General features: G+C 71.7%; 9 protein-coding genes. 6 read left to right on the forward strand and 3 right to left on the reverse strand.

Features of this window, described 5'->3' with window-relative positions; genetic code table 11:
* Positions 1 to 537 precede the first annotated feature (537 nt).
* Together LR269_RS07790 and LR269_RS07795 are read left to right on the forward strand one after the other, a co-directional pair.
* On the forward strand, positions 538 to 2,364 hold the full coding sequence (locus LR269_RS07790) for an ABC transporter ATP-binding protein (RefSeq protein ID WP_231432280.1): 1,827 nt from the start codon (positions 538 to 540) through the stop codon (positions 2,362 to 2,364).
* Complete coding sequence (locus LR269_RS07795; RefSeq protein WP_231430173.1) at positions 2,361 to 4,166, forward strand: ABC transporter ATP-binding protein; 1,806 nt, start codon at positions 2,361 to 2,363, stop codon at positions 4,164 to 4,166. The genes LR269_RS07790 and LR269_RS07795 overlap by 4 nt, the downstream gene beginning before the upstream one ends.
* 75 nt (positions 4,167 to 4,241) lie before the next feature.
* Here LR269_RS07795 and LR269_RS07800 read toward each other — a convergent pair whose 3' ends face one another.
* On the reverse strand, positions 4,242 to 4,997 hold the full coding sequence (locus LR269_RS07800; RefSeq protein ID WP_231430174.1) for a hypothetical protein: 756 nt from the start codon (positions 4,995 to 4,997) through the stop codon (positions 4,242 to 4,244).
* 274 nt (positions 4,998 to 5,271) lie between these two features.
* Here LR269_RS07800 and LR269_RS07805 point away from each other — a divergent pair, with 274 nt between their 5' ends.
* Positions 5,272 to 5,937 (forward strand): response regulator transcription factor, encoded by a 666-nt coding sequence (locus tag LR269_RS07805; RefSeq protein ID WP_231430175.1) that lies wholly within the window; start codon positions 5,272 to 5,274, stop codon positions 5,935 to 5,937.
* Complete coding sequence (locus LR269_RS07810) at positions 5,937 to 7,724, forward strand: sensor histidine kinase (RefSeq protein ID WP_231430176.1); 1,788 nt, start codon at positions 5,937 to 5,939, stop codon at positions 7,722 to 7,724. The genes LR269_RS07805 and LR269_RS07810 overlap by 1 nt, the downstream gene beginning before the upstream one ends.
* Positions 7,725 to 7,780: 56 nt before the next feature.
* Here LR269_RS07810 and LR269_RS07815 read toward each other — a convergent pair whose 3' ends face one another.
* Both LR269_RS07815 and LR269_RS07820 read right to left on the reverse strand, forming a co-directional pair.
* Positions 7,781 to 8,071 (reverse strand): MGMT family protein, encoded by a 291-nt coding sequence (locus LR269_RS07815; protein ID WP_231430177.1) that lies wholly within the window; start codon positions 8,069 to 8,071, stop codon positions 7,781 to 7,783.
* A gap of 41 nt (positions 8,072 to 8,112) precedes the next feature.
* Positions 8,113 to 8,568 (reverse strand): GNAT family N-acetyltransferase, encoded by a 456-nt coding sequence (locus LR269_RS07820; RefSeq protein ID WP_231430178.1) that lies wholly within the window; start codon positions 8,566 to 8,568, stop codon positions 8,113 to 8,115.
* A gap of 213 nt (positions 8,569 to 8,781) precedes the next feature.
* Here LR269_RS07820 and LR269_RS07825 point away from each other — a divergent pair, with 213 nt between their 5' ends.
* Both LR269_RS07825 and LR269_RS07830 read left to right on the forward strand, forming a co-directional pair.
* On the forward strand, positions 8,782 to 9,999 hold the full coding sequence (locus LR269_RS07825; RefSeq protein WP_231430179.1) for an NADP-dependent isocitrate dehydrogenase: 1,218 nt from the start codon (positions 8,782 to 8,784) through the stop codon (positions 9,997 to 9,999).
* 109 nt (positions 10,000 to 10,108) lie between these two features.
* Positions 10,109 to 11,989, forward strand: coding sequence for a heavy metal translocating P-type ATPase (locus LR269_RS07830; RefSeq protein ID WP_231430180.1), 1,881 nt, complete (start codon positions 10,109 to 10,111; stop codon positions 11,987 to 11,989).
* Positions 11,990 to 12,113 lie beyond the last annotated feature (124 nt).

A 12,113-nucleotide genomic window follows, 5' to 3' on the forward strand; every position in this document is an offset into this window, starting at 1 on the left:
GGTCCGGGCACGCGGGCGGTGCAGGGCCGGGCGCGCCACCGAAGGGGAGAGCGGTTGCACGCGAGCCCGCGTGACGACGAATCCGCACAGCCTACTCCCGAGGACGGTCTTGCACGCCACAGCGAAATGGTCCTAGTCTGTAAGGCTGGCCGACGCCGCCCTACTGCGCGGCCACGAAGGTTTCGAAGACGACGACGCAGGAGGACATCATGCAGACAGACATCCACGCCCGCCCCGCGGCCGGTGGTGCTGCCCGCACCCGATCCTCGCTCGTCGGGGCCGTGCCCGCACCCGCCGAGTTCGCCGGGTAGCGCCGCCCGCACGCCCCGCAGGCTCCGCCTGCCGCGCTCCGCGGCTCCGTCCGCGCATCGACGCCGAGTGCGTCGCGACCTTCCATCCTTCCGCCGCAGAGGCTCGTCGACCGAGCCCGCGGCCACCCCCTCTCGAGAGGACCCGTCCTTGTCCGAACAGCCCACACCCGAGCGACTCGGCGCGGTGCGCGCGCTCTGGCGCCTGCGCGAGTTCGCCGGGCCCGCGATGCCCGCGTTCATGGCCAGCATGGCGGCGGCGCTCGTCGCGCAGCTCATCGCCCTCACCATCCCGCAGGTCTTCGAGCAGATCGTCGACGGCCCGCTCGCCGACGGCGACGCCTCGGCGATCGTGCCGCTCGCGCTGCTCGTGTTCGCGCTCGGTGCGGCCGAGTCACTGCTCTACGCACTGCGCCGCTGGCTCGTCGTCGGCCCGGGCACGAAGGTCGAGGCGCGCATGCGCAACGCGCTCTACGCGAAGCTGCAGGACCTGCCGGTGAGCTTCCACGACCGCTGGCCGAGCGGCCAGCTGCTCTCGCGCGCGGTGAGCGATCTCGGCCTCATCCGCCGATGGCTGAGTTTCGGCCTCGTGCTCACGGGAGCGAACCTCGTCATCATCGTGGTCGGCGTCGGCATCCTCATGTCGATGAACTGGATGCTGGGACTCATCTTCCTCGTCTGCTCGCTGCCGCTCTGGTGGGCCGGCTGGCGGTTCGAGGGTCGCTATTCGGAGAAGTCGCGCCTCAGCCAGGACCAGCAGGGCGACCTCGCGACCGCGGTCGAGGAGTCGGTGCACGGCATCCGCGTGCTCAAGGCGTTCGGCCGCGGCAAGTTCGCGCTGTCGAGCTTCCGCGCCCAGGCAGAGTCGCTGCGGTCGACCGAGATCGAGAAGGCGCGCCTCGACGCGAACATCTGGGTGTGGATCATGGTCGTGCCGACCGTGGCGCTCGCGCTCTGCCTCGTCGTCGGCATCTGGCTCTCCGCGAACGGGCAGCTCTCGGTCGGCGAGCTCGTCGCATTCTTCGCGACCGCGACGGTGCTCGCGTGGCCGATCGAGTCGATCGGCTTCATGCTCGCGTTCGCGCTCGACGCGCGCACGGCGACCGACCGGTTCTTCGACATCATCGACAGCGAGAACACGATCGTCGATCCGGCCGACCCGCAGCACGTCGACCGCCCGCGCGGCGAGCTCGCGTTCACGGGCGTGCACTTCCGCTACCAGGACTCGCCCGAGCGGTTCGGCGACCTGCTCGACGGCGTCGACCTCGTCGTCGAACCGGGGGAGACGATGGCGCTCGTCGGCCTCACCGGCTGCGGCAAGACGACGATGACGGCGCTCACGACGCGTCTCTACGACGTCACCGGCGGCTCGGTGACCCTCGACGGCGTGGATGTGCGCGCCTTCACGAGAGAAGAGCTGCGCAGGCACATCGCGATGGCGTTCGAGGACGCGACGCTGTTCAGCGCGTCGGTGCGCGAGAACGTGCTGCTCGGCCGGCCCGAGCTCGCCGGCGACGACCCCGACGTGCGCGCCGAGGCGGAGCGGGTGCTCGACGAGGCCCTGCGCATCGCCCAGGCCGGCTTCGCGTACGACCTCCCCGACGGCGTCGACACGAAGGTCGGCGAAGAGGGCATGAGCCTCTCGGGCGGCCAGCGCCAGCGGCTCGCGCTCGCCCGGGCGGTCGCGGCGAAGCCCGCGGTGCTCGTGCTCGACGACCCGCTGTCGGCGCTCGACGTCGCGACCGAGGCGAAGGTCGAGGCCGAGCTCCGCGCGGTGCTCGCCGAAACGACCGCGCTCGTCGTCGCGCACCGGCCGTCGACGGTCATGCTCGCCGACCGGGTGGCCCTCCTCGAGGCGGGTCGCATCACGGCCGTCGGCACCCATTCCGAGCTCCTCCGCGAGAGCGAGCACTACCGCTTCGTCATCTCGAGCCTGGAGGACGAGGAGCGCCGCGACCTCGAGTCGCGTCCGCACCCCTCGCCGGCGTCCCGGCCGGCAGACGGGGGCGATGCCGACGAGGCATCCGAATTCGAACGAGAGGAGGCCGCATCATGAGCGTCACCGGCGTGCAGGGCGAAGAGCGCGACCAGTACTCGAAGGCCGAGTCGCGACACATCCGCGTCCGATCGCGGCGTCTGCTCGGGTCGCTGCTGCGACCGCTCACGGGCAAGCTGTGGCTGACCGCGGCGGCGGTCGTGGTCTCGTCGGCGGCGCAGGTCGCGGGCCCGGCGATCATCGCGTACGGCATCGACCAGGGCATCCCAGCGCTCATGGCGCAGGACTGGATGCCCGCGGCGTTCGCCGGGGTCGCCTACCTCGTGACCGGCCTCGTCGGGGCGTTCCTCATCTCGGCGTACATCAGGCTGTCGGCGCGCGTCGCCCAGGCCGTGCTCATCGACCTGCGCACGCGGGTGTTCCTGCACACGCAGAAGCTGTCGCTCGAGTTCCACGAGACCTACACCTCCGGGCGCATCATCTCGCGGCAGACGAGCGACCTCGACGCCATCCGCGAGCTCATGGACGAGGGGCTCACGCTGCTCGTGCGCGGCCTCATGTACATGGTCTTCACCGCGATCATGCTGTTCATCCTCGACGCGCCCTCGGGGTTCGTGCTGCTCGTCGCCCTCATCCCGCTCGGCATCCTCACCCGGTGGTTCCAGGTGCGGTCGCAGTCGCTGTTCCGCCGCTCCCGGGTGGCGTCGGCGAAGCTCATCGTGCAGTTCGTCGAGACGATGACGGGCATCCGCGCGGTGCAGGCCTTCCGCAAGGAGCGCCGCAACGAGCACGAGTTCGGCGGCCTCGTCGAGGACTACCGCGACGTCAACGCGAAGGTGCTCGGCCTCTTCGTCGTCTTCAACCCGGGCCTCGCGCTCATCGGCAACACCGCGGTCGCGGTGACGATCGTGCTCGGCGGATTCCGGGTCATCGACGGCGGCCTCGAGGTCGGCGTGCTGCTCGCCGCGGTGCTCTACACGAAGCGGTTCTTCGACCCGATGGAGGACCTCGCGATGTTCTACAACGGGTACCAGTCCGCCTCATCGGCGCTCGAGAAGATCTCGGGCGTCCTCGAGGAGGAGCCGAGCGTTCCCGACCCGGCCCACCCGGTCGACCTCTGGAACGCCGAGGGCCGGGTCCAGTTCGACGGCGTCGAGTTCTCGTACGTCGAGGGCCGCAGCATCCTGCCCCGGTTCGACCTCGACATCCCGGCCGGCCAGACGATCGCGCTCGTCGGCTCGACGGGCGCCGGCAAGTCCACCCTCGCGAAGCTCATCGCCCGGTTCTACGACCCGAGCGAGGGCGTCGTCTCGCTCGACGGGGTCTCGCTCGCCGAGCTCCACCCGAAGGACCTGCGCCGGGCGATCGTCATGGTCACGCAGGAGGCGTACCTGTTCTCCGGCTCGGTCGCCGACAACATCGCGCTCGGCAAGCCCGACGCGACGTTCGACGAGATCGTGCGGGCGGCCATGGCGGTCGGCGCCCACGAGTTCATCGAGGGGCTGCCGAACGGGTACGACACCGACGTGAACAAGCGCGGCGGGCGCGTGAGCGCGGGGCAGCGCCAGCTCATCTCGTTCGCGCGCGCGTTCCTCGCCGACCCGGCGGTGCTCATCCTCGACGAGGCGACGAGCTCGCTCGACATCCCGAGCGAGCGACTCGTGCAGGAGGGCCTGACGAAGCTGCTGGCCGACCGCACCGCGATCATCATCGCGCACCGCCTCTCCACGGTCGCGATCGCCGACCGGGTGCTGGTCATGGAGCACGGCCGCATCGTCGAGGACGGCGCGCCCGTCGACCTCATCGGCGGCGAGGGGCGGTTCGCCGCGCTGCATGCCGCGTGGCGCGACTCGCTCGTCTGAGCGGCCGCAGTCCTGCTCGCGGAACGCCCCGCACCCGGTGACGGGTGCGGGGCGTTCCCGTTCGCGTCGACGCGCTCAGGCCGCGCGCCGGGCGACGACCCGGTAGCGCCGAGCGGCTCCGCGCACCGCCGCGTGCAGGTCGCGGACGAGTCGCGCGCGGGATGCCTCGTGGCGGGCGTCGAGCCCGCCGAGGTCGAGGTCGAGCGTGTCGAAGGCGGACAGCCCGCCGCGTTCGAGCCGCCGCATGATGGCGACGGTCCTGCGGATCCTGCGTCCGCGCCGATGCGCGACTCCGTCGAGCTGGAGGGTGAACCCGGCCACCCGGATCCCCGCCGCCCGGCAGGCGCGGACGGTGCGTGCGGCGGCGCGCGGGGCGACGCCGCGGTCGTGACGCCGGACGCCGCCGAACGAGAGCCGCACGAGCACCGCGACCTCGGGAAGCTCCCGGAAGTTCGCGAGCTCGTCGGGGCCGCCGATGACGAACAGGCGGACTCCGCGCAGGTACGCGCCCGTGATCTCGGCGACGGGGGCGGCGGGCCGTGCGTGCAGGCACCGGCCGATCGTCACGCGCTCGCGCTCGAGGCGGTCGATCTCGCGGTGCGAGTCGACGGCGAATGCGGCGCCGAACGCGTCGGCCGCCCGGATGCCCGCCGGGTCCTGCAGCGACCGGGTCGACACGACGAGACCGGCCTCCGGCAGCTCACCCCGCAGGGCGAGCAGGCGGTCGGAGATCGGGGCGGTGGCGGTCGTCGCGGAGGAGGTGCGCCGACGGGCGCCGGCCACGCGGCGGCCCGCGGCGGGGGAGATTCGGAGGCGCTCGATCGTGGACATGCCGGAAGTGTCGCGCACGGTCGCGGTCGCCGCGTCATGGCCGCCCACGAAAACGATCAGGTGCTGACCCTGATCCTCCGGCGGCGCGCACGTCGCCCGGGCAGCCTGCCACACCCTCGCCCCGGCCGGATCCGGGTACCCCCTGAATCGGGGGCGCGGCGCGGCGCGCGAACGCGCTACGGTCGAGTCAGGCGGGGGCGACCGGTCCGGTCATCCGCGCCTTCAGACCGGTTCGTTCCCTGCGGTCCGGATCGGCGAAACGAGAAGAGGTGCGATGGTCGAGGCATCCCGGCCGCTGCGGGTGGCCATCGCCGACGACGCGCTGCTGCTGCGCGAGGGCATCGCCAAGGTGCTCGAGGGCGGCGGCCTCGACGTCGTGGCCTCGGTGGGCACGGGCGACGAGCTCGTCGAGACGGTACGGGCGGGCGGCATCGACGCCGCGGTGCTCGACATCCGCATGCCCCCGAGCTTCCGCGACGAGGGCATCCTCGCGCTGGAGGAGCTGCGCGCGGGCGGATCGACCATCGGCGTCCTGCTGCTCTCGATGTACGCGACCCCCGAGTACGCGCTCCGCGTCATGGGCGCGGGCAGCGGCACGGGCTACCTGCTGAAGGAGCGGGTCTCCGAGCCGCAGACGCTCGTGCGGGCGGTCGAGACGGTCGCCTCGGGCGGATCGGTCGTCGACCCCGAGGTGGTCGAGCAGCTGGTGCACCGCACCCGGGCCGATGATCCGCTGTCGCGCCTGACCGAGCGCGAGCGCTCGGTGCTCGAGCTCATGGCGCAGGGGTACTCGAACGGCGGCATCGCGCAGACGCTCTTCCTCGGACTGAAGACGGTCGAGACCCACGTCCGGTCGATCCTGCAGAAGCTCGACCTCGAGGAGTCACCCGAGCACCACCGGCGCGTGCTCGCGGTGCTGACGCTCCTCGGCGCGAGGTGATGGCGCCCGGCCGCAAGGGCCGGATCATCAGGCGCAGCATCACGATCGGCATCGTGGTCGCGCTGAGCCTCGGCATGGAGGTCGCCGGCTTCGTCGCGACCCCCGCGGCCGAACGCCCCGAGGTCGGCTACACGACCCTGCACGCGATCGTGCCGCTCGTGTTCGCGGCGTGCGCGGGCGTGGCCTGGGCCATCGGGCCGTCGCGGGTGCCGGCCCGGCTCATGGTGCTGTTCCCCGTGTTCTGGATCCCGGTGCCGTTCCTCCGCGTCGTGGAGGGCCTCGGCTGGCTGTGGCCGCTGCTCTACGGCGTGCATCTCTGGTGGGGGGTGCTCACGGGCGTCCTCGTGCTGCTCTACCCGCGCGGCGACCTCGACGGGCGCCTCGCGCGCTGGGTCGCCGGCATCGCGTTCGGCGCCTCGCTCGTGTTCCTGCTCGGCACGGTGCTGCTCGCGCAGCCGCCGGAGGAGATCTGCTCGTGCGCACCGAACCCGTACGCGGTGGGCGAAGCGCCGGTCCTGTACGCCGCGATCGACATCGGGTACCGGCTCGTCGGGGTGCTCCTCGCCCTCGTCATCGCGGCGCGCCTGCTCGTTCGCTGGGTGCGCGGCAGCGTGCCCGCCCGCACCGTCGCCTTCCTCATGCCCCTCGCGCTGTTCGCGTGGGCGACGACGCTCGCCGCGCAGGCCGTCACGTACGCGGCGTCGGGCACCGCCGACCAGGTGCTCGCGACGGTCTCGCTCGTCGCCATCGCGTCGATCCCCGTGAGCTTCGTCGCGGGGATCGCGCACACCCGCAACATGCGTGCCCGCGTCGCCGACCTCATGCGCATCACGCGCGAGGGCGCCGACCGCGGACTCTGGGCCGAGTCGCTCGCCCGCACCCTGCGCGACGCCTCCGTGCGGGTGTACTGGTGGGACGAGGAGCGCGGGCGGTACGCGGATGCCTCGGGCGAGCCCATCGTGCACGATCCCGCCGACCGTCACGGAGACCACGGCCTGCTGCCCGTCGCCTCGCCGACCGGCATGCCGATCGCACTCATCCGCCACGACCGGGTGCTCACCGACAACATGCGCCTGCTCGACGGCGTGTCGAGCGCGCTCCGCCTCTCGGTCGACAACGGGCGGCTCCGGTCGGAGATCGAGCGCACGCTCGATCAGGTGCGGCAGTCGCGAGCCCGCATCGTCGAGGCGGGCGACGAGGCGCGCCGCCGCATCGAGCGCGACCTGCACGACGGCGCCCAGCAGCGCCTCGTCTCGCTCGGCATGCGACTCAGGCTCGCCGCGAACCAGGCCCGTGACCGCGGCATGGAGCCGCTCGGCGTCGAACTCGACGGCAACATCGCGATGCTGAACGATGCGCTCAAGGAGCTGCGCGAACTCGCGCACGGCATCCACCCGTCGCTGCTCTCGTCGGGCGGTCTCGCGCTCGCCGTGCCCGAGCTCGCCGGGCGCTGCCCCGTGCCGGTCGAGATCGACGTCCAGGCCGAGGGGCGGCTGCCCGAGGTCGTCGAGTCGACCGCGTACTTCGCCGTGGCGGAGTCGCTCGCGAACATCGCCAAGCACGCGCAGGCGACGCGCGCGTGGGTGCGCGCCCACCTCGTCGACGGGGTGCTCGAGATCGTCGTGCGCGACAACGGCGTCGGCGGGGCCGCGCCCGACGGCGGCGGCATGCTCGGCATCGCCGACCGGGTCGACGCCGTCGGCGGCGACCTCGCGATCGACAGCCCGCGCGGCGCCGGCACGACGATCACGATCCGCATCCCGGTGCCGTCACCCGCCGCCGGTTGAGCGGCGCCGACGCACAGGGGCGACGCGCATCGGAGCGGCGATGACGGCGTGGGTCGTCAGGGGCGCCAGCGCGCGGCGGCGAGGTCGACGCGGTAGCCGTCGTCGTCGCGGGTCGCGATGAGCGGCGTGCCCTCGCGGTCGTAGTGCTCGCGGGCGCGCTCGGCGTGGCCCGACGGCGGGCGGCCGCCGGCGCGGATCACGCGCCACCACGCGACATCCGCCCCGTACCTGGCCATCACCTGCCCGACCGCGCGGGCGCCGCGCGAACCGAGCAGCGCGGCGACGTCGCCGTAGGTGGCGACGCACCCCGGCGGGATGTCGGCGACGACGGCGAGCACCGCCTCCACGAAGCCCGCGGCCGGCCCCTCGACGTGCCCGGGGAACTCGTTCAGAGTTCGAGCGCCCCGATGATGTCGCCGTACTGGGTCTCGCCGACGTCGACGAAGCCGACCCGGTGGAAGAACTTCTCGGGGCCGAGTTCGCCCGGCTCCCACAGCACCGTGATGCGGTCGAAGCCGCGGCGCTTCGCCTCTTCGGCGAGCGCGGTCGCGAGGAACCGGCCGACGCCCTTGCCCTGCACCTCGGCGTCGACGTTGATGCGCCAGATGCACGCACGGAACTCCTCGTGCGGGTTCTCGGGGTCGAAGTTGCCGTGGATGAAGCCCACGACCTTCTCGTCGGCGTCGAGGGCGACGCGCTGCCACGCGGTCTGCGGATTCACGACCGAGGCCTCTGCGGAGTAGGTGACGGGTGCGATGAACTGTTCCTGGCCGGGCTTCAGCGACAACGTGTTCGCCGCCACGATGTTCGAGGCGGACAGTTCTTCCAGTCTCAGCTCAGCCATGCGCCAAGGCTAACCCGTCGATCGCGCACCGGGGTAGCAGGGATGACCCCGAGCCGACCCCGAGCGGACCCCGAGCGGTCGCGTCACGCGTGCACGAGGCATCCGGGTTTGTCTCGATGTCGAGATATCTGCGTGACGCGGTAAGCTGGCAGGCGGCGTATCCGCCCTACGAGACTTCCTCGATTCCCCGAGAGATCCAAGGAGAGATCCACGTTGTCCAAGATCAAGGTTGAAGGCACGGTCGTCGAGCTCGACGGCGACGAGATGACCCGCATCATCTGGCAGGCCATCAAGGACCAGCTCATCCACCCGTACCTCGACGTGAACCTCGAGTACTACGACCTCTCGATCCAGAAGCGCGACGAGACCGACGACCAGATCACGGTCGACGCGGCCAACGCGATCAAGAAGCACGGCGTCGGCGTCAAGTGCGCGACCATCACCCCCGACGAGGCCCGCGTCGAGGAGTTCGGCCTCAAGAAGATGTGGCGTTCGCCCAACGGCACGATCCGCAACATCCTCGGCGGCGTGATCTTCCGCGAGCCGATCATCATCTCGAACATCCCGCGCCTCGTGCCCGGCTGGAACAAGCCGATCGTCGTCGGCCGTCACGCGTTCGGCGACCAGTACCGCGCCACCGACTTCCGCTTCGAGGGCGAGGGCACCCTCACGATGACCTTCACCCCGAAGGACGGCTCGGAGCCCCAGCAGTTCGAGGTCTTCCAGTCGCCGGGGTCGGGCGTCGCGATGGGCATGTACAACCTCGACGAGTCGATCAAGGACTTCGCGCGCGCGTCGCTCAACTACGGCCTCGCCCGCAACTACCCGGTGTACCTCTCGACGAAGAACACGATCCTGAAGGCGTACGACGGCCGCTTCAAGGACCTCTTCCAGGAGGTGTTCGACACCGAGTTCAAGGAGCAGTTCGACGCCGCCGGCCTCACCTACGAGCACCGTCTCATCGACGACATGGTCGCCTCCTCGCTGAAGTGGGAGGGCGGCTACGTCTGGGCGTGCAAGAACTACGACGGCGACGTGCAGTCCGACACGGTCGCGCAGGGCTTCGGCTCGCTCGGCCTCATGACGAGCGTGCTGGCGACGCCCGACGGCAAGGTCGTCGAGGCCGAGGCGGCGCACGGCACCGTCACCCGTCACTACCGCCAGCACCAGCAGGGCAAGCCCACCTCGACCAACCCGATCGCCTCGATCTACGCCTGGACGCGCGGCCTCGCGCACCGCGGCAAGCTCGACGGCAACCAGGAGCTCATCGAGTTCGCCGCGACCCTCGAGGACGTCGTCATCAAGACCGTCGAGTCCGGTGCGATGACGAAGGACCTGGCGCTCCTCGTCGGCCCCGAGCAGGGGTACCAGACGACCGAGGAGTTCCTCGACACGATCGACGCGAACCTCAAGGCGCGCCTGGGCGCGTAGGTCCCGCCGGCCGCCCGCGCGGCGCTCGACGAAGGGACGAAGGGGTGGATGCTCCCGGGCATCCGCCCCTTCGTCGCGTTCGCGGCCCGCACGGGGGAGGATGGGAAGCATGGCTCGCCTCGTGAAGCTCGCCCGCCGGTACTGGGTCGTCACGCTCACGCTCGCGATCGGACTCGTGGGCATCGTGCTCGCGCTGTCCGGAGCGGGCGTCGCCGTGCAATGGCTGTTCAGCGCGTACGCGCTCGCCGTCGCCGCGTGGCAGGCGGTGCTGATGGTCCGCGACATCCTGCGCGGGCACTGGGGACTCGACATCCTCGCCGTGACCGCCATCGTCGCGACGGTGCTCGTCGGCGAGTACGTGGCGGCACTGCTCGTCGTGCTCATGCTCACCGGGGGAGCGGCGCTCGAGGACTACGCCAACCGCCGCGCGAAGCGCGAGCTCGACGCCCTGCTGACCCGGTCGCCGCAGCTCGCGCACCGGCTCGAGGGCGACGAACTCGTCGAGGTGCCGGTCGACCGGGTCGTCGCGGGCGACGTGCTGCTCGTGCGCCCGAGCGAGATCGTGCCGGTCGACGGCGAGCTGCGCTCGCACGAGGCGGCGTTCGACGAGTCGTCGATCACGGGCGAGAGCGTGCCGGTCGAGAAGCGCGCGGGCGACGCAGTGCTGAGCGGATCGGTGAACGGCCAGTCGGCGGTCGAGATCAGGGCGACGGCGACGGCCGCCGACAGCCAGTACCAGCAGATCGTCGCGCTCGTCGCCGGCGCAGCCGAGTCGAGGGCCCCCGTCGTGCGCCTCGCCGATCGGTACGCGGTGCCGTTCACGCTGTTCTCGCTCGCGCTCGCGGGCGTCGCCTGGTGGCTGTCGGGCGATCCGGTGCGGTTCGCCGAGGTGCTCGTGCTCGCGACCCCGTGCCCGCTGCTCATCGCGGCGCCGGTCGCATTCATCGGCGGCATGAGCCGCGCCGCACGCAACGGCGTCATCGTGAAGGCGGGCGGCGTGCTCGAGTCGCTCGCTGCAGCGAAGACGGCCGTGTTCGACAAGACGGGCACGCTCACGCACGGCGAGCCGACGCTCGTCGCCGTCCGCCCGGCGGGCGGACTCGGCGACGACGAGCTGCTGGCGCTCGTCGCGTCGGCCGAGCAGTACTCGTCGCACGTGCTCGCCGCGTCGATGATCGACGCGGCTCGGGAACGCGGGCTCGCGCTCGCCGAGGCCGATGCCGCGCGCGAGGAGGCGACGAACGGCGTCGTCGCGACGATCGGCGGACGCGAGGTCGTCGTCGGCAAGTTCGCGTTCGTCCGCGCGCACGCGCCGGAGGCCGAGCGCACGCCGATCGACCCCGGCGAGCTCGCCGTCTACGTCGCGGTCGACGGCCGGTACGGCGGTGCGCTGCTCGCGAGCGACCGGCTGCGCGAGAATGCGCGATCGACCCTCGAGCGCCTCGACGAGCTCGGCGTGCACGACACGATGATGCTCACGGGCGACGCGAAGGCGACGGCCGACCACATCGCCGCCGAGCTCGGCATCTCGCGCGTGCACGCCGAGTGCCTGCCGGCCGACAAGGTGCGCGAGGTCGCCGCGATCGCCGCCCGGCCGGTCATCATGGTGGGCGACGGCGTCAACGACGCGCCGGTGCTCGCCGCCGCCGACGTCGGCATCGCGATGGGCGCGAAGGGGGCGACGGCGGCGAGCGAGTCGGCGTCGGCGGTGATCCTCGTCGACGACATCTCGCGCACGGCGAAGGCCGTCGAGATCGGCCGCGACACCGTGCGGATCGCACTGCAGAGCATCTGGATCGGCATCGTCGTGAGCGTCGCGCTCATGCTCGTCGCGGCCTTCGGCGTGATTCCGGCGACCGTGGGCGCGCTGCTGCAGGAGGTGGTCGACCTCGTCACGATCCTCGCGGCGCTGCGCGCCATCGGCGGCCGTCTGGATGCCGCGAGCGAGGCCCGCGCCGAGGCATCCGCCCCCGCTCGTCAGGCGGCCTGAGCGACGCCCGGCCGGTGACCGTCACAACTCGGTAACGGGCCGAGAAAATCCGGGCGAACACTTGCGCGAGGTTTGTTCGTAATGTTTACTAACAAACGTGACTGCAACGGAAACGCAGCGAGGC

Origin of the sequence: Agromyces sp. S2-1-8 (genome assembly GCF_021129215.1) — a bacterium.
In the GTDB taxonomy this organism is placed as follows: domain Bacteria; phylum Actinomycetota; class Actinomycetes; order Actinomycetales; family Microbacteriaceae; genus Agromyces; species Agromyces chromiiresistens.

Excerpts from the sequence above, each read along its gene's own strand:
- LR269_RS07805 (WP_231430175.1), top strand. The coding sequence starts at position 5,272 with ATGGTCGAGGCATCCCGGCCGCTGCGGGTGGCCATCGCCGACGACGCG.
- LR269_RS07810 (WP_231430176.1), top strand. The coding sequence starts at position 5,937 with ATGGCGCCCGGCCGCAAGGGCCGGATCATCAGGCGCAGCATCACGATC.
- LR269_RS07795 (WP_231430173.1), top strand. The coding sequence starts at position 2,361 with ATGAGCGTCACCGGCGTGCAGGGCGAAGAGCGCGACCAGTACTCGAAG.
- LR269_RS07830 (WP_231430180.1), top strand. The coding sequence starts at position 10,109 with ATGGCTCGCCTCGTGAAGCTCGCCCGCCGGTACTGGGTCGTCACGCTC.
- LR269_RS07800 (WP_231430174.1), bottom strand. The coding sequence starts at position 4,997 with ATGTCCACGATCGAGCGCCTCCGAATCTCCCCCGCCGCGGGCCGCCGC.
- LR269_RS07820 (WP_231430178.1), bottom strand. The coding sequence starts at position 8,568 with ATGGCTGAGCTGAGACTGGAAGAACTGTCCGCCTCGAACATCGTGGCG.
- LR269_RS07790 (WP_231432280.1), top strand. The coding sequence starts at position 538 with ATGCCCGCGTTCATGGCCAGCATGGCGGCGGCGCTCGTCGCGCAGCTC.